Origin of the sequence: Pseudomonas sp. SL4(2022) (genome assembly GCF_026625725.1) — a bacterium.
Lineage (GTDB): Bacteria > Pseudomonadota > Gammaproteobacteria > Pseudomonadales > Pseudomonadaceae > Aquipseudomonas.
In genome coordinates this window covers 279,323-295,099 of record NZ_CP113060.1, presented here as the reverse complement: position 1 = coordinate 295,099, position 15,777 = coordinate 279,323, and the positions used below count along the sequence as shown (strand labels likewise).

Annotated in this window: 17 protein-coding genes; 11 read left to right on the top strand and 6 right to left on the bottom strand. The window is 58.8% G+C overall.

What is annotated here, in order from left to right; translation table 11 throughout:
• Window positions 1–8: 8 nt before the first annotated feature.
• Complete coding sequence (ccoM, locus tag OU997_RS20830; RefSeq protein ID WP_305888788.1) at window positions 9–125, top strand: cytochrome c oxidase subunit CcoM; 117 nt, start codon at window positions 9–11, stop codon at window positions 123–125.
• A gap of 94 nt (window positions 126–219) precedes the next feature.
• On the opposite strand, the gene glpD is transcribed toward ccoM, so the two are convergent.
• The gene (gene glpD / locus OU997_RS01445; protein ID WP_267808647.1) at window positions 220–1,761 is read right to left on the bottom strand and encodes a glycerol-3-phosphate dehydrogenase; all 1,542 of its coding nucleotides are present in this window, start codon (window positions 1,759–1,761) and stop codon (window positions 220–222) included.
• 165 nt (window positions 1,762–1,926) lie between these two features.
• Entirely contained in the window at window positions 1,927–2,685 is a 759-nt protein-coding gene (locus tag OU997_RS01440) for a DeoR family transcriptional regulator (RefSeq protein WP_267808646.1), read from the bottom strand.
• 167 nt (window positions 2,686–2,852) lie between these two features.
• Here OU997_RS01440 and ybaK point away from each other — a divergent pair, with 167 nt between their 5' ends.
• The 4 genes from ybaK to OU997_RS01420 all read left to right on the top strand — a co-directional run bounded on the left by ybaK (window position 2,853) and on the right by OU997_RS01420 (window position 6,600).
• Window positions 2,853–3,323 carry a Cys-tRNA(Pro) deacylase gene (ybaK, locus tag OU997_RS01435; protein ID WP_267808644.1) on the top strand — a complete coding sequence of 157 codons (471 nt, stop codon included), beginning with the start codon at window positions 2,853–2,855 and terminating at the stop codon, window positions 3,321–3,323.
• Between the two features lie 37 nt (window positions 3,324–3,360).
• Window positions 3,361–4,848: a glycerol kinase GlpK gene (glpK, locus tag OU997_RS01430; protein WP_108487297.1), complete on the top strand. Its 1,488-nt coding sequence runs from the start codon at window positions 3,361–3,363 to the stop codon at window positions 4,846–4,848.
• Window positions 4,849–4,892: 44 nt separating this feature from the next.
• Complete coding sequence (locus OU997_RS01425) at window positions 4,893–5,669, top strand: substrate-binding periplasmic protein (protein ID WP_267808642.1); 777 nt, start codon at window positions 4,893–4,895, stop codon at window positions 5,667–5,669.
• 130 nt (window positions 5,670–5,799) lie between these two features.
• A complete protein-coding gene (locus tag OU997_RS01420; RefSeq protein ID WP_108487299.1) occupies window positions 5,800–6,600 on the top strand; it encodes a PhzF family phenazine biosynthesis protein in 801 nt (266 codons plus the stop codon).
• A gap of 1 nt (window position 6,601) precedes the next feature.
• On the opposite strand, the gene OU997_RS01415 is transcribed toward OU997_RS01420, so the two are convergent.
• Both OU997_RS01415 and argF read right to left on the bottom strand, forming a co-directional pair.
• Window positions 6,602–7,708, bottom strand: a complete 1,107-nt coding sequence (locus OU997_RS01415; protein ID WP_108487300.1) for an ABC transporter ATP-binding protein — start codon at window positions 7,706–7,708, stop codon at window positions 6,602–6,604.
• Window positions 7,705–8,625, bottom strand: a complete 921-nt coding sequence (gene argF / locus OU997_RS01410) for an ornithine carbamoyltransferase (RefSeq protein WP_108487301.1) — start codon at window positions 8,623–8,625, stop codon at window positions 7,705–7,707. Before argF ends, OU997_RS01415 begins: the two co-directional genes overlap by 4 nt.
• 309 nt (window positions 8,626–8,934) lie before the next feature.
• Between argF and OU997_RS01405 the strand changes: the two genes are divergently transcribed.
• Complete coding sequence (locus OU997_RS01405) at window positions 8,935–11,043, top strand: molybdopterin oxidoreductase family protein (protein ID WP_267808639.1); 2,109 nt, start codon at window positions 8,935–8,937, stop codon at window positions 11,041–11,043.
• 120 nt (window positions 11,044–11,163) lie between these two features.
• The gene (grxD, locus tag OU997_RS01400; RefSeq protein ID WP_267808637.1) at window positions 11,164–11,490 is read left to right on the top strand and encodes a Grx4 family monothiol glutaredoxin; all 327 of its coding nucleotides are present in this window, start codon (window positions 11,164–11,166) and stop codon (window positions 11,488–11,490) included.
• A 68-nt stretch (window positions 11,491–11,558) separates the two neighbouring features.
• On the opposite strand, the gene bfr is transcribed toward grxD, so the two are convergent.
• A complete protein-coding gene (gene bfr, locus OU997_RS01395; RefSeq protein WP_090248283.1) occupies window positions 11,559–12,029 on the bottom strand; it encodes a bacterioferritin in 471 nt (156 codons plus the stop codon).
• Window positions 12,030–12,234: 205 nt separating this feature from the next.
• The gene (locus tag OU997_RS01390; RefSeq protein WP_108487304.1) at window positions 12,235–12,453 is read right to left on the bottom strand and encodes a bacterioferritin-associated ferredoxin; all 219 of its coding nucleotides are present in this window, start codon (window positions 12,451–12,453) and stop codon (window positions 12,235–12,237) included.
• A gap of 392 nt (window positions 12,454–12,845) precedes the next feature.
• Between OU997_RS01390 and flgB the strand changes: the two genes are divergently transcribed.
• The 4 genes from flgB to flgE are packed head-to-tail and all read left to right on the top strand — an operon-like array spanning window position 12,846 to window position 15,769.
• A complete protein-coding gene (gene flgB, locus OU997_RS01385) occupies window positions 12,846–13,253 on the top strand; it encodes a flagellar basal body rod protein FlgB (RefSeq protein ID WP_108487305.1) in 408 nt (135 codons plus the stop codon).
• 15 nt (window positions 13,254–13,268) lie between these two features.
• Window positions 13,269–13,712, top strand: coding sequence for a flagellar basal body rod protein FlgC (flgC, locus tag OU997_RS01380; RefSeq protein WP_108487306.1), 444 nt, complete (start codon window positions 13,269–13,271; stop codon window positions 13,710–13,712).
• Between the two features lie 27 nt (window positions 13,713–13,739).
• Complete coding sequence (gene flgD, locus OU997_RS01375) at window positions 13,740–14,408, top strand: flagellar hook assembly protein FlgD (protein ID WP_267808634.1); 669 nt, start codon at window positions 13,740–13,742, stop codon at window positions 14,406–14,408.
• Between the two features lie 44 nt (window positions 14,409–14,452).
• The gene (flgE, locus tag OU997_RS01370; protein ID WP_108487308.1) at window positions 14,453–15,769 is read left to right on the top strand and encodes a flagellar hook protein FlgE; all 1,317 of its coding nucleotides are present in this window, start codon (window positions 14,453–14,455) and stop codon (window positions 15,767–15,769) included.
• Window positions 15,770–15,777 lie beyond the last annotated feature (8 nt).

Here is a 15,777-nt window from a genome sequence, read left to right as displayed (position 1 = left end):
AGGCAATCATGTTTATTGATGTCGTAGTTCTCGCCGGTATTGGCACCGTCGGACTGATGGTCGCGTTCTGTGCCGGGGTTGGTTATTTCATCTGGAAAGACGCGCAGAAGTCCAAGCTGGGCTGAGTCTCCAGTAGCAGAGCACGCAAGGCAATTTGGGCGACTTCGGTCGCCCTTTTTTATGCCTCAATCGATAGATCGGCTTTAAGGATTTCAGGCTCTACGCTGCGTGCGCATCTTCCGGGTTGCGCGGTGATTCGATGCGCAGGTAACTGTCCAGCTTGGCTTGCTGCGCCGGGGTGGTGAACAAGCCGAGCTTGCTGCGGCGCCAGAGAATATCGTCCGCCTGCATGGCCCATTCTTCCTGGCACAGGTAGTCGACTTCACGGGTGTAGAGGCCGCCGCCCAGGTGTTCGCCCAGATCGCTGAGGTTGCTCACGCCGTTGAGCATTACCCAGCTGCGGCTGCCGTAACTGCTGGCCCAGCGCCGTGCCAGTGAGGTGGGTAGCCAGCCGAAGTGCGCGCACAGAGCTTCCACCAGCGCGCTCTGGCTGTCGAGTTGCTCAGCGCCCGGCAGCAGGCTGCTGGCCGTCCAGCTAGGACCCATTTTGGGAAAGAAGGGCGCCAGTTGTGCCAGCGCCGATTCGGCGAGCTTGCGGTAGGTGGTCAGCTTGCCGCCGAACACCGAGAGCAACGGGGCTTCTCCGGGATGAGCGGATAGCGACAGGGTGTAGTCGCGGGTGACTGCCGACGGATCATCCGACTCGTCATCACACAGCGGCCGCACGCCGGCATAGGTGTGCAGGATGTCGCTGCGCTGCAGCTGCTTCTTGAAGTGGGCGTTGACCACATTCAGCAGGTAGTTGGTTTCTTCCTCGCTGATCGCTACCTTGGCCGGGTCACCCTGGTATTCGCGGTCCGTGGTGCCGATCAGGGTGAAGCGCTCCTGATAGGGGATGGCGAAGACGATGCGGCGGTCTTCGTTCTGCAGAATGTAAGCCTGCTCGCCATCGAACAGGCGCGGCACGACGATATGGCTGCCCTGGATCAGGCGAATGCCGTAGGGCGATTCCTGTTTCAGGTCTTCGCGAATAAACCGCGCCACCCAAGGGCCGGCAGCATTCACCAGAGCGCGGGCGCGAATCGAGAACAGGCTGCCGTCGTGGCGTTCCAGGTGGATATGCCACAGGCCCTTGCTGCGTCGTGCGCTGACGCAACGGGTGCGGCTGTGCACGTGGGCGCCATGCTCGCGGGCAGCCATGGCATTGAGTACCACCAGGCGGGCGTCATCGACCCAGCAATCGGAATACTCGAAACCGCGGCTGATCTCGGCCTGCAGCGGGCTGCCGGCACCGAAGCGCAGGCCGCGTGAGCCGGCCAGCTTCTCGCGCTTGCCCAGGTGATCATAGAGAAACAGCCCGGCACGGATCATCCAGGCCGGGCGCAGGTGCGGGCGGTGCGGCAGGATAAAGCGCATGGGTTTGACAATATGCGGGGCTTTGCTCAGCAACACCTCGCGCTCGGCCAGGGCCTCACGTACCAGGCGGAATTCGTAGTGTTCCAGGTAGCGCAGGCCACCGTGGATCAGTTTGCTGCTGGCCGACGATGTGTGTTGCGCCAGATCGTCCTTTTCGCAAAGGAACACGGATAAACCGCGCCCGGCGGCATCGGCGGCAATCCCGACACCATTGATACCGCCGCCGATCACGGCAAGGTCATAGACTTCAGCGAGTGGATTGTTGCTGGCGGGACGAGTAGGCATGGCGGCACCGAAAGTCAGTATTGAACTTTGAATGTTCACTTTCGAAAATATGCTAGTCGAATATCCACGGATTCGCCACCCCGAAGTGCGCTTTCGCGCCCAGCGGTTGTGAGGAATCAGTAGCGGGATATTGGTTAAGCCGGTGCCAGGCCAGTGGTGGCGGTCTTACACCAGGTCGAGGTGTACTTTGTGCTCGGCGAGCAGGCGGTTGATGGCAGCGGACGGCGCGGCATCGGTGAACACCCGATCGACCAGGGCGACCGAGCCCAGGCGCACTACGGCGTTGCGGCCGAACTTGCTGGAGTCGACGGCCAGAAACACCTGGCGCGCATTGCTGATAATCGCCTGGGAGACCCGTACTTCCTGGTAATCGAAGTCGAGCAGGCTGCCGTCTTCATCGATGCCGCTGATGCCGACCAGGGCGAAGTCGACCTTGAACTGCTGGATAAAATCCACCGCCGCCTGGCCGACGATGCCGCCATCGCTGCGCACCGTACCGCCGGCCAGCAACACTTCGAAGTCGGCCTTGGCGCTGAGCTGGGTCGCCACATGCAGGTTGTTGGTGATGATCTTCAGGCCCTTGTGGCCAAGCAGCTCACGGGCAATGGCTTCGGTGGTGGTACCAATGTTGATGAAGAGCGAGGCGTGGTTGGGAATCTGTGCGGCAATGGCGGCAGCGATGCGCTGCTTCTCTTCACGCATCTGTCCAGCGCGCATGCTGTAGGCGGTGTTCTGCGTGCTGGAACTCTCATTGGCCGCACCGCCATGCGTGCGACGCAGCAGACCTTGTTCAGCAAGCTGATTGATGTCGCGGCGAATGGTCTGTGGGGTGACGGCAAACGCCTGAGCCAACTCGTCGATGCTGACATAGCCGCGTTCGCGGGCGAGTTCGAGAATGTCGTGTTGGCGGGGCGGCAGGGTCATGAAAACTCCTCAGAGGTGCGCGCCATTATAGGCTGTGGTCGCAGATTTTATGGTCTGCAATTTGAGCGGCCACCTTGCGGCCGCAGCCACGCGACGTTAAAGACTGCTCCCAACAGTTTTTTCGGCTAAGGTACGCCAACTTTGTCAGATTGTTTTCACATTCGAACATGACGCCTGCCATTGATCTGCTGAAAAAGGTTAAAGCTGCGCACCAGGTGCACAGTTATCACCATGACCCCAAAGCCGCTTCTTATGGCCTGGAAGCGGCGGAAAAGCTCAACCTTGAGCCGGCCCAGGTATTCAAGACGCTGCTGGCCGCCAGTGAAAAGGGCGAGTTGCTGGTGGCGGTGGTGCCAGTAGCCGGTACGCTTGACCTGAAAGCCCTGGCGCAGGCCGCCGGGGTGAAGAAAGCCGATATGGCCGACCCCGCAGCAGCACAGCGCGCTACCGGTTACCTGCTCGGCGGTATCAGTCCCCTGGGGCAGAAGAAGCGCCTGCGTACCTTTATTGACGAATCGGCGCAGCACTTCCCGAATATCTATGTCAGCGCCGGACGGCGCGGCCTGGAGGTGCAGCTGGAGGCCAGCGTGCTGGCGCAGCTGACTCAGGCGTTGTTTGCACCTATTGGTCGCGGCTAGCAGCCGCTCTACAACCTATAAAAACAAGGAAATCTGCATGTCTCATTACCTGCTTGCCATCGACCAGGGCACCACCAGCAGTCGGGCGATTGTCTTCAGTGCTCAAGGGTTGCCCGTTGCGCGCGCGCAGCAGGAGTTCAAACAGTACTTCCCGCAGGATGGCTGGGTTGAGCATGATGGCGAAGAGCTGTGGCTGAGCACTCTTAAGGTCTGCCGTGAGGCGCTTAAACAGAGTGGTCTGAGTGCCAGTGAGGTGGCGGCTATCGGCATTACCAATCAGCGTGAAACCACTCTGGTGTGGGATGCGCAGACCGGTACGCCGATTCATCCAGCGATTGTCTGGCAGGATCGGCGCACCGCCGACTATTGCGCTGAGCTGAAAGAAGCGGGGCATGAAGCGGCGGTCGCGGCCAAGACCGGCTTGTTGATCGACCCGTATTTTTCAGCCACCAAGCTGCGCTGGATTCTACAAAAGGTGCCGGGCGCCCGTGAGCGTGCCGAACGTGGCGAGCTGCGCTTTGGCACCGTGGATTCCTTTTTGCTGTGGCGCCTGACCGGTGGCAAGTCGCACAAGACTGACGCCAGCAACGCCTCACGCACCCTGCTGTTCAATATCCACACCCAGCAGTGGGATGAAGAGCTGCTCAAGCTGTTCGAGATTCCCGCCAGCCTGCTGCCGGAGGTGCTTGATTGCGCGGCCGATTTTGGCTGTACAGAGGCGAGCCTGCTCGGTGCTGCGATTCCGGTGCTGGGCATGGCCGGTGATCAGCAGGCGGCCCTGATCGGCCAGGCCTGCTTCGAGCCAGGTATGGTCAAAAGCACCTATGGCACCGGCTGCTTTATGATCCAGAACACCGGCAGTACGCCGGTCACCTCGAAAAATCGCCTGCTCACTACGGTCGGTTACCGTCTGAATGGCCAGGTCACCTATGCGGTGGAAGGCAGCATCTTCGTCGCTGGCGCCGCTGTGCAGTGGTTGCGCGACGGCATCAAGCTGATCAGCCATGCCCGCGATACCGAAGCCATGGCCGAGCAGACCGGCGATGCTTGCGGTGTTTACCTGGTGCCAGCTTTCACCGGCCTGGGCGCACCGTACTGGGACCCGAAAGCCCGTGGCGCGATTTTCGGCCTGACTCGCGACACCGGGATCAAGGAAATCGTCACCGCCGGCCTGCAGTCTGTGTGCTACCAGACCCGTGACCTGCTCGAAGCCATGCGCCAGGACGGCGCCGCTGAGCCCAGCGCACTGCGGGTCGATGGCGGCATGGTGGAAAACAACTGGGTCATGCAATTTCTCGCCGACATCCTTGGGGTGCCGGTGGAGCGTCCGGAAGTCACCGAGACTACAGCGCTCGGTGTGGCCTATCTGGCCGGCCTGCAAGCCGGGCTGTACAAGGATTTGGCGAGCATCGCGCGGCATTGGCATCGTCAGCAACGATTCGAGCCGCGTATGGCTGACAGTCATCGCAATAAACTCTACGGTGGTTGGCTGGATGCGGTGAAAAGAGTGCGCAGCGAAGGCTGAGGGTGGTAAAACTGCCAGTAATCCGGTCTTTCGTGGGGCTTTGGATGTCGAAATGCCGCTGGCTGGTTGTGCGTGGGTGTGTGCTGGTACTGCTCGGCTGTGCCGGTTGTTTGCGGGCTGAGACGCTGGTGATTGCCGGCGATATCTGGTGTCCGGTGAATTGTCAGCCTGGATCCGAGCGGCCGGGTATCTTCGTTGAGCTGGCGCGAGAGATCTTTGCCGAGGCGGGCATTGAGGTGCAGTACAAGGCCCTGAACTGGGCGCGTACCTTACAAATGGTGCGGCGTGGCGAGTTGAATGCGGCCGTCGGTGCTGGCGTTGAAGATGCACCGGACTTTCTTTTTGGTGCTACGCCTGTGGCATCGTCGCGGAACTGCTTTTTCACCCGGCAGGCGTCCTACTGGCGTTTTACCGGTATTGCCTCGCTCGCCGGGCAACGCCTCGGGGTGATCAATGACTACAGTTATGGCGATCAATTGAATGCCTACATTGCGTTGCATCATGGTGATAGTGAACGCATTCAGATTGCCGCTGGCGACACTGCGCTGACGTTGAACATCAGCAAGCTCACCCATGGCCGTGTCGATGTGGTGTTGGAAAACGCCTGGGTCATGCAAGCCATGTTGGCCAGCCTGGGGCACACTGGCGAGTTGCGCGAGGCCGGTTGCCGCGTGCCGGATGTGCCGATCTACCTGGCATTTTCGCCAGTGCTGGCGTCCAGCCCACGCTATGTTGCGCTCTTCGAGCAGGGTGTGCAGCGCTATCGCGCTAATGGCCGTTTGCAGGCCTTACTGGATGCTTATGGGGTGCAGGGGCCCTGACTGTTGGACGGCTGTCGTGAGGCTCGGTGTTAATGGCCTGCTGTATGGCTGTAATTGGCCGCTGCTGTAGTGGGCAGACGGAGCCTGTTTTCGGCATGCTTTAACGTGCGAAGAATCCGGAGTGCGCCCCATGCAGCTTGAATTCCACCAGGTCGATGCCTTTGCTACACAACCATTTACCGGCAACCCGGCGATGGTTTATCGCCTGGACAGCTGGCTTGACGATGCCTTGATGCAGCAGATTGCCGCCGAGCACAACTTGGCGGAAACCGCCTTTGTGGTGAAGGAAGGCGCAGCTTGGCATATCCGCTGGTTTACCCCAACGGCAGAGGTGCCGCTGTGTGGCCATGCCACCCTGGCCACTGCTCATGTGCTGTTCGAGGTCTACGGTGAGTCGGGCGATGTGCTTGATTTTACCTGTCTCTCCGGCGCACTGCGGGTCAGTCGTGCTGGCGCCAAGCGGGTACTGGATTTCCCCGTGCGCCGCGCGCAATCGTGCGACTTACACGCAGACGTTGAGCGGGCGCTGGGCTTGCCGGTAGATAGCGTGTTGGCATTGCATGAGGGGCAGGGAATCCAGGAGTTGCTGGCGATTCTACCGAGCGAGGCTGTAGTGCGGGCTTTGCAGCCTGATCTGGCAGCTGTAGCCACGTTGCCGGGGTTGGGCTTGCTGGTCAGCGCCCCCGGTGAGCAGCATGATTTCGTCTCGCGTTACTTCGCGCCGTCTATCGGTATCAATGAAGATCCGGTAACCGGTTCGACCCACTGCATCCTTACCCCCTACTGGGCGCAGCGTTTGGGCAAGACCCGGCTCGGTGCGTTCCAGTGTTCTGCGCGTGGCGGCGAGTTGCACTGTGAGTTGGTTGGCGAGCGGGTGAGGATTGCCGGCCAGGCGCTGTTGATTGCCAGTGGCCGGTTGCTGTTGGGGTGAGTCAGCTGTCGCTGCTGTAGCGACGCACGCCCGACTCACCCAGGTTGACCTGGGCGGCGATGCTGCCGGGTGCGGCAAACACCACCAGATGGTCGGCGGCCACACGAATGCCGACCTGCTGGCCGGGCAAGTGATCGGCGTGGCTGGGGAAGATTGATTCCAGTTGGCTACCGGTTGGTAATTGCAGGCGATACAAGGTCGCTGCGCCGAGGAAAGTCTTGCCGACGATCAGCGCCTTTTGCGTGCTGTCCGGGTCATAGACGATATCGTCTGGACGTAGTAGTACGTCGACCGCGCTGCCGGTTGGCCAGTTATAGGCACGGTTGCCACGAATCATGCCCAGTTCGGTCTGTACAGAGTCCGGGCTGAGCAACTGGCCACGAATAAAGTAGCCTTGGCCGATAAAGCTGGCGACAAACGGGGTCAGTGGTTCGTGGTAGAGATTGAAGGGCGTGTCCCACTGTTCAAGTTTGCCTTCCTTGAACACGCCGACGTGATCGCTGACGGCGAAGGCTTCCTCTTGGTCGTGGGTCACCAGAATTGCGCTGGTGCCGCGCGCCTTGAGGATGTCGCGTACCTCATGGCTCAAGCGCCGGCGCAGTTCGCCATCCAGGTTGGAGAACGGCTCATCAAGCAGCAGCAATTGTGGTTCCGGTGCCAGCGCACGTGCCAGTGCCACGCGTTGCTGCTGGCCGCCGGACAGCTCATGCGGGTAGCGCTTGCCGAGATGGTCGAGTTTGACCAATTCCATCAGTTCCTGAGTAACCCGCTCGCGGTTGGGTTGCTTGCGGATGCCGAAGCCGATGTTTTCGGCCACGCTCAGGTGCGGGAACAGTGCGTAATCCTGGAATACCATGCCGATCCGGCGTTTCTCCGGGGCCAGGGTAAAACCGGCTTTCGAGATGACCTGGTCGGCCAGCTGGATCTCGCCTTCCAGCACCGGTTCAAAGCCGGCAATGGCGCGCAATGTGGTGGTCTTGCCGCAGCCTGATGGGCCGAGCAGGCAGCCGATATCGCCGGCATTCAGGTGCAGGTTGAGGCTCTGCACCACCTTGTGTCCGGGGTAGCCGCAGCTCAGCTCGCGCAGGTTTAGCAGAGGTTGGCTCATGCGTGGTGGTACGCCGGCTCAACCAGAAATTCGAGCAGCGCTTTCTGCACATGCAGGCGATTTTCTGCTTGGTCCCAGGCTGCCGAGCGCGGGTCGTCGAGCAGATCCTCGCTGATTTCCTCGCCGCGGTGAGCCGGTAGGCAATGCAGGAACAGCACGTCTTCGGCGGCGGCATCCAGCAGGGCGCGGTTGACCTGGTAGGGCTGGAACAGCTTGAGGCGCTCGGCGGCTTCGTCTTCCTGGCCCATCGAAGCCCACACATCGGTGCTCACCAGGTGTGCGCCGGCAACGGCGGCAAGCGGGTCACGCAGAATCTGTACGCGCTCGCCGGCGGCAGCGAGGAACGTGGCGTTCGGCTCATAGCCCTCGGGGCAAGCGACGCGCAGTTGGAAGTCAAACTGCATGGCCGCTTCTATATAGGAATTACACATGTTGTTGCCGTCACCGATCCAGGCCACGGTTTTGCCTTTGATGCTGCCGCGATGCTCCTGATAGGTTTGCATGTCGGCCAGCAGCTGGCAGGGGTGCAGGTCATCGGACAGGCCGTTGATCACCGGCACGCGCGAGTTGGCGGCGAATTCGGTCAGGGTGCTGTGGGCGAAGGTGCGGATCATCACCGCATCGAGCATGCGCGACATGACGATGGCTGCATCGCCAATCGGTTCGCCACGGCCCAGTTGCGTGTCACGCGGCGACAGGAAGATGGCCTGACCGCCGAGCTGGATCATGCCGGCTTCGAACGACAGGCGGGTGCGGGTCGAGGCCTTCTCGAAGATCATGCCCAGTACGCGATTCTTCAGCGGCTCGAACAATACGCTGCGGTTACGCAAGTCCTTAAGCTCCATGCCGCGTCGGATCAGCCCCACCAGTTCGTCCGGTGTGCAATCCATCAGCGAGAGAAAGTGTCTTGCGCTCATCATCAACTACCTTTTGACAGCAGGGCGCAGGTTCAATGGCCTGGTGGAATGCAAGAAACGGCAGAACCTGCGGCTGGGTGGCCGCACAATGCGACGAAACGGGGAAGTCGCGATCTTATAAGCAAACGCCGATCAGGCGCAAATTGCCTGCATGAGCCCGTTGAGCGGGGCAGTCGCCGAGACGTAGCTATCGGTCGACCTGATGCTGTGCAATTCACGCAGCGAACCCTGCTGGTGCAGTCTCCGAACTGTCGCCATAGTCATGCTTTGCGGTGCTGCGTACATCGAATCAAAACAAGAGGCTCGGCCATGACCAAAACCCTTCATCATCGTGCATGCCATTTGTGCGAAGCCATCTGTGGCCTGAGCATTGAAACCGAAGTGCAGGACGACGGTTCCACGCAGATCCGTTCGATCAAGGGCGATGCTCTGGACAGTTTCAGTCGCGGCCATATATGTCCCAAGGCCGTAGCCTTACAGGACATTCAGAATGATCCTGACCGCTTGCGTCAGCCGATGCGCCGGGTGGGGGATGAATGGCAGGCCATTGGCTGGGAGGACGCTTTCGTGCTGGTGGCCGAGCGTTTGAGTGCGATTCAGGCCGAGCATGGGCAGAACGCCGTAGCGGTGTATCAGGGCAACCCCAGTGTGCACAACTACGGCCTGATGACCCACAGCAACTACTTCCTTGGCCTGCTGAAAACCCGTAACCGTTATTCGGCTACCTCGGTTGATCAGCTGCCGCATCACTTGACCAGCCACCTGATGTACGGCCATGGCTTGCTGATTCCGATTCCAGATATCGATCACACCGACTTTATGTTGATCCTCGGCGGCAACCCGCTGGCATCCAACGGCAGCATCATGACCGTGCCGGATGTGGAAAAGCGCCTGAAGGCTATCCAGAAACGCGGTGGCAAACTGGTGGTAGTGGATCCACGGCGCAGCGAAACCGCCGCGATTGCCGACCAGCATGTGTTCGTTCGTCCGGGGCAGGACGCTGCCCTGCTGTTTGGCCTGCTCAATACTCTGTTCGAAGAAAACCTCGGCCGCGCCAGTCACCTGGCCGTTGATGGCCTGGATGACGTGCGTCAGGCGATTGCCGGTTTCACCGCCGAAAGCATGAGCGCCCAATGCGGCGTGCCGGCGCCAACGATTCGCCAGTTGGCGCGCGACTTTGCCGCTGCCGAATCGGCGGTGTGTTACGGGCGCATGGGTGTCTCCACTCAGGCGTTTGGTACGCTGTGTCAGTGGCTGGTGCAGCTGATCAATCTGGTCACCGGCAATCTGGATCGCGTCGGCGGTGTGCTCTGCACCGAACCCGCATTGGACCTGGTGGCTTCAACCTCTGGCGGGCACTTCAATCGCTGGCAGAGCCGGGTGTCCGGCTTGCCGGAGTACGGCGGTGAATTGCCGGTGTCGGCCCTGGCCGAGGAGATGCTCACGGCCGGCGAAGGGCAGGTGCGCGCGCTGGTGACGATAGCCGGTAACCCGGTGCTGTCCACGCCCAATGGCCGGCAGCTGGAGCAGGCGCTCGATGGTCTGGAATTCATGCTCAGCATCGACTTCTACATCAATGAAACCACCCGTTATGCCGACCTGATCCTGCCGCCGACTGGGCCGCTGGAGCATGATCACTACGACACCACGTTCAATATGTTCGCGGTGCGCAATGTCACTCGCTTCAATGAAGCTGTGCTGGCCAAACCTGTAGGCGCGCTGCATGACTGGGAAATCTTCGTCGGTCTGGCCAAAGCCTTTGCCGCCAAAACGGGCGTGGAGCTGAAACCGACCATGGCCCCCGAGCAGATGATCGACATGGGTCTGCGGTTTGGTAGTTACGGCGACAAGTCAGAACATAAACTGTCGTTGGTTGCGCTGCGTGAGCACCCGCATGGGCTCGACCTAGGGGCGCTTAAACCCAACCTGAGCGGTCGTCTGAAAACCGCCAATAAGCAGATTCAAGCGGCACCTGCGGTGATCATGGCTGATCTGCAGCGCTTTGCCGCGCAGCCAGCTGCCAAGGCGGATGAGCTGCTGCTGATTGGTCGCCGGCATGTGCGCAGTAATAATTCCTGGATGCATAACTACCACCGCTTGGTTAAAGGTAAGCCGCGCCATCAGCTGCTGATGCACCCAGCGGACTTGAGTCAGCGCGGGCTCACCGATGGCCAATTGGTGCGCGTGCGTTCGCGGATCGGGGTCATCGAAGTGGAAGTGGCTGCCAGTGAGGACATGATGGCCGGTGTGGTCAGCCTGCCACATGGTTGGGGGCATGCCCGGCCAGGCGTAAAGATGGCGATTGCCAGCGAGCAACCGGGGGCCAGCGCCAATGACCTGACTGATGAGCGGCAGCTCGATGCCCTGTCCGGCAATGCGGCGTTGAACGGCGTTCCGGTACAGGTTGAGGCTGCTTGACCGGCTGACATTCGGCGCAAGGAATGTGGCAGGGAAGGCCGAGCATTGCGCTCGGCTTTTCGCTACAATGCCGCCACCGTGCCGACCCGTGAGTCGGGAAGTTAAGTCCTGAGGTGCCCAATGGATATCATCGAAACTATCAAAGAACAGATCGGTAATAACACCGTTCTGCTGTACATGAAAGGCTCGCCGAACGCTCCGCAGTGCGGCTTTTCCTCCAAGGCAGCGCAGGTTGTGATGGCCTGTGGCGAAAAATTCGCTTATGTCGACATTCTGCAGAACCCGGAAATTCGCGCCAATCTGCCGAAGTATGCCAACTGGCCAACGTTCCCGCAGCTGTGGGTCGGTGGTGAACTGGTCGGCGGCAGTGACATCCTGGTGGAAATGTTCGAGAAGGGTGAGCTGCAAACCCTGATCAAGGACGCTGTGCAGAAAGCCGACGCCTAAATCGGTCGTGCATAAACAACAAACCCCGCCAAGTGCGGGGTTTGTTGTTTATGGCGTAAACGTTTGGCTTATTCGTCCATCTGCGACTGCAGGTAGTTCTGCAGGCCCACGGCTTCGATCAGGCTGAGCTGGGTTTCCAGCCAGTCGATGTGGTCTTCCTCAGAGCAGAGGATTTCTTCAAGCAGTTCGCGGCTGGCGTAGTCGCCGATGCTTTCGCAGTAGGCAATCGCTGCTTTCAGATCAATGTGCGCCTTGTGTTCGATCTTCAGGTCGCACTCAAGCATTTCCTTGGTGTTTTCACCGATCAGGATTTTGCCGAGGTCTTGTAGGTTGGGCAGGCCTTCAAGGAACAGGATGCGCTTGATCAGCTTGTCCGCGTGCTTCATCTCATCGATGGACTCGTGATACTCGTGCTCGCCGAGTTTTTTCAGGCCCCAGTCTTCGTACATGCGCGCGTGCAGGAAGTACTGGTTGATCGCGACCAGCTCGTTACCGAGGATCTTGTTCAGATGCTGGATGACTTTCTTGTCGCCTTTCATGTCTGCGTCTGCCTTGCAAGGGAGTTGGCTTTAAATTCTGGGCTGATGATTTTCGACTGTCAAACCTAAGTATTTGAATTCAAAGCTAAAATTAATATAAATACGAATGTTTAAGTTATGCATTTGGGCGCTAAGGTATTGAATTTAAGGCATAAAAAAACCGGACACTTGGTCCGGCTCTCTTTGTGCGCGATGTGCTAGTCAATCATGCCGCAACAAAATTTGCTGGGTAAGCACGTGCTGCCTGACTGCTCTGGACTTCGCTGAGGGTTTCACGCACTACCTGTTTGGCCAGGCAAGCACACTTGCCGCACTGGCTGGCGACACCCAGGGTGGCCCGCACGTCACGGTAGCTGCAGCAGCCTTCGTAAATGGCTTCGCGAATCTGACCGTCAGTTACACCTTCACAGAGACAGACGTACATGATTGATGCTCGTGGCTGGGTGGTGAGATGCGAAAGATACTAATGTTAATGAGAATGCTTGTCAAAGCTGAATGTGATTGTCTGATGAATGGTGTCTGTGTACGTGAGGGGCGTTGGGGTTGCTGAACTGTTCTGAGTCGTGTGACTGATCCTCGCTTAGCGGTTTATCTGTGGCGCTTGCATCTCCCATGCGCACGGTTCGGCGTGATGGCGGCAGGCTGAAGGTTGCCGCTCTGTTTGCCAGTAGGCGGAAAGGCTTTGCCGCTTTCCCTCGGATTTACCTGCAGTGTCCGATTAAGTGATTGAAATATTTGAATAAAATTTAGTGGCACAAGCTTTGCTTATGGTCTTGCACGGAAAACAGCAACGCCATCAGGCAAAGGTTTCTGACCATGAGCATCAGTTTTGACCGGGCACTCGGCATTCATGAACAGGCTCTCGGCTTTCGCGCCCAGCGTGCCGAAGTGCTGGCCAACAACATCGCCAACGCGGATACGCCGCATTACAAGGCGCGCGATCTTGAGTTCGCCAGTGTGCTGGCTGAGCAAAGCGCCAAAAGTCAGCGTGGTCAGATCAGCTTGAACCGTACCAACAGCCAGCATATTCCTGCTGAGGGGCTGGTGTCGGCCGATGCCAGTCTGGCTTACCGCACGCCGCTGCATCCTTCAATTGACCAGAACACGGTCGACCTGCAACTGGAACAATCCAATTACGCTGAAAACTCGGTGCAGTTCCAGGCCAGCTTTACCTTCCTCAACAGTAAGTTCAAAGGGCTGGTCAATGCCCTTCGCGGCGAATAACAGGAGCCTGATGCCATGTCACTTGCCAGTGTTTTCAATATCGCCGGGATGGGAATGAGCGCGCAGAGCACTCGTCTCAATACCATTTCCAGCAACATTGCCAATGCCGAGACGGTCTCCTCAAGCATTGATCAGACCTATCGCGCCCGCCATCCGGTATTTGCCACGGTTTTTGAGTCTGCCCAGGGCGGCGACCGCGGCTCGCTGTTTGCTGATCAGGATAATGCCGGGGTTGGGGTTCAGGTGCTGGGGGTGGTTGAAGATCAGAGCAGCCTGATGCCGCGTTATGAGCCCAATCATCCCTCGGCAGATGAAAAAGGCTACGTGTACTACCCCAATGTCAACGTGGTGGAGGAGATGGCCGACATGATTTCTGCCAGCCGGGCCTTCCAGACCAACACTGAAATGATGAACACCGCCAAGCAGATGATGCAGCGCGTACTGACCCTGGGTCAGTAAGCCCGTGAATAAAAGGAGCACATACCCATGAGTACGGTTGGCGATGTGAGTGCTTCGGCGCTCGATAAGTATCAGATCAAGAATGAAACCAAGACCAACAAGGAGCTGGGCAAGAATGAGTTCCTTAACTTGTTGGTGGCGCAGTTGAACAACCAAAACCCTCTTGAGCCGCAAGGCAATGGTGAGTTTATCGCTCAGCTGGCCCAGTTCAGTCAGGTGGAGGGTATTGAAAAGCTCAATACCAGCATGAGTTCGCTGCTCAGTGGTTATCAGTCTTCGCAGGCCCTGCAGGCGTCATCCCTGGTCGGGCGCAAGGTCATCATTCCCAGTGAAAAGGCGGTTGTGGATACCAGCCAAAGCTTCAAGGCCAGTCTGGTGCTGCCGGCAACCAGCAGTAACGTGTATGTCAACGTTTATGACAGTGCGGGTGCTGCGGTCAGTCGAGTCAATCTGGGGCAGCAGGCGGCTGGAAATGTCAGCTTTATATGGGATGGCAAGGATGCGAGCGGCAAGGTGTTGCCGCCGGGCACCTACAAATTTGAAGCGCAGGCCACTTACGCCGATGGCACCAAGGGCCTTTACACCATGTTGCCGGCCAACGTTGACAGCGTCACGTTGGGGGGCAAGGAACTGATGCTTAATCTGGCCGGGCTGGGAGCTGTTCCGCTCTCCAAGGTCCAGGTCATCGGCCAGTAATTCAGCGATTTTAATGGCCGGGAGTTCCGGCAAAGGAGATATCCATGTCCTTCAATATCGGTTTGAGTGGGCTGCGTGCGGCAACCAGTGATCTCAATGTGACGGGCAACAATATTGCCAACGCGGGCACGGCGGGCTTCAAACAGTCACGTGCCGAATTTGCCGATGTATATGCGGCCTCTGTATTGGGTACAGGCTCAAACCCGCAGGGTAGCGGCGTTTTGCTGGCTAACGTTTCGCAACTGTTTAACCAGGGCAATATCAACTACACGCAGAACGCCCTGGATCTGGCGATCAACGGCAATGGTTTCTTCCAAACCAGCAACAATGGTGATGTCAGCTACACCCGTGCCGGTTACTTCGGTACGGATCGTGATGGCTTCATGGTCAACAATTTCGGTTACCGCCTGCAGGGCTATACGGTGGATGCGGCCGGTAACCTGCAAAACGGTATTGTCGGCGATTTGCAGATTGAAACAGCGAGCCAGGAACCGCGGGCGACTGAGAGTCTGGAGCAGGTCTACAACCTGAACTCCACCAATTTGGTACCGACCACCGTGCCGTTTAACCCGGCAGACCCCACGTCGTATAACTCGTCGACTTCGACCAATATCTATGACAGTCAGGGTAACGCCCACGTATTCACCCAGTATTTCCTCAAAACGGGGCCTAATACCTGGAACATGAACGTGCTGATTGATGGGCGCAACCCAACCAACCCGACGCTTACGACGCCATCGACAGTGCCTTTGACCTACACCGCGTCGGGTCAACTGAATGTGCCGGCCCTGATTGCCTCTACGCCGACAGGTTTTACCGTGGATGCCAATGGCGTGATCCAGTTGAGCACCTGGGTGCCGGCGGCGCCTAACACGGCTGTACCGCCGGTGTGGGGGCCCAACGGTGCGAGCGCCAGTGCCACTGGTATTGGCATCGATATTCGCAAGTCGACACAGTTTGCCAGCAGTTTTGCGGTTAACCGGGTGAGTCAGGACGGTTATACGACGGGCCAGCTTTCCGGCTTGGAAATTGACGACACCGGGGTGATCTTCGCGCGCTACACCAATGGCCAGTCGAAGGTGCAAGGGCAGGTGGTGTTGGCCAACTTTGCCAACGTGCAAGGATTGACGCCGGTGGGCAAGACCGCCTGGGTGCAGTCATTCGAATCGGGTGAGCCGGTACGAGGCACGCCGCGCAGTGGCACTCTGGGGGCATTGCAATCGGGGGCTCTGGAGGACTCCAACGTGGAGTTGTCGGATCAGTTGGTCAACCTGATCGTTGCTCAGCGTAACTACCAGGCCAACGCCAAGACCATTGAAACCAACAGTGCGGTCACCCAGACCATCATTAACCTGCGCTGATAGGTGTA

Coding starts and splice junctions, on each gene's coding strand:
- argF (WP_108487301.1), bottom strand. CDS start 8,625: ATGAGCGCAAGACACTTTCTCTCGCTGATGGATTGCACACCGGACGAA.
- OU997_RS01440 (WP_267808646.1), bottom strand. CDS start 2,685: ATGACCCTGCCGCCCCGCCAACACGACATTCTCGAACTCGCCCGCGAA.
- grxD (WP_267808637.1), top strand. CDS start 11,164: ATGGATATCATCGAAACTATCAAAGAACAGATCGGTAATAACACCGTT.
- glpD (WP_267808647.1), bottom strand. CDS start 1,761: ATGCCTACTCGTCCCGCCAGCAACAATCCACTCGCTGAAGTCTATGAC.
- OU997_RS01420 (WP_108487299.1), top strand. CDS start 5,800: ATGCAGCTTGAATTCCACCAGGTCGATGCCTTTGCTACACAACCATTT.
- OU997_RS01405 (WP_267808639.1), top strand. CDS start 8,935: ATGACCAAAACCCTTCATCATCGTGCATGCCATTTGTGCGAAGCCATC.
- flgD (WP_267808634.1), top strand. CDS start 13,740: ATGAGTACGGTTGGCGATGTGAGTGCTTCGGCGCTCGATAAGTATCAG.
- flgB (WP_108487305.1), top strand. CDS start 12,846: ATGAGCATCAGTTTTGACCGGGCACTCGGCATTCATGAACAGGCTCTC.
- ybaK (WP_267808644.1), top strand. CDS start 2,853: ATGACGCCTGCCATTGATCTGCTGAAAAAGGTTAAAGCTGCGCACCAG.
- flgC (WP_108487306.1), top strand. CDS start 13,269: ATGTCACTTGCCAGTGTTTTCAATATCGCCGGGATGGGAATGAGCGCG.
- OU997_RS01390 (WP_108487304.1), bottom strand. CDS start 12,453: ATGTACGTCTGTCTCTGTGAAGGTGTAACTGACGGTCAGATTCGCGAA.
- glpK (WP_108487297.1), top strand. CDS start 3,361: ATGTCTCATTACCTGCTTGCCATCGACCAGGGCACCACCAGCAGTCGG.
- bfr (WP_090248283.1), bottom strand. CDS start 12,029: ATGAAAGGCGACAAGAAAGTCATCCAGCATCTGAACAAGATCCTCGGT.
- OU997_RS01425 (WP_267808642.1), top strand. CDS start 4,893: ATGTCGAAATGCCGCTGGCTGGTTGTGCGTGGGTGTGTGCTGGTACTG.
- ccoM (WP_305888788.1), top strand. CDS start 9: ATGTTTATTGATGTCGTAGTTCTCGCCGGTATTGGCACCGTCGGACTG.
- flgE (WP_108487308.1), top strand. CDS start 14,453: ATGTCCTTCAATATCGGTTTGAGTGGGCTGCGTGCGGCAACCAGTGAT.
- OU997_RS01415 (WP_108487300.1), bottom strand. CDS start 7,708: ATGAGCCAACCTCTGCTAAACCTGCGCGAGCTGAGCTGCGGCTACCCC.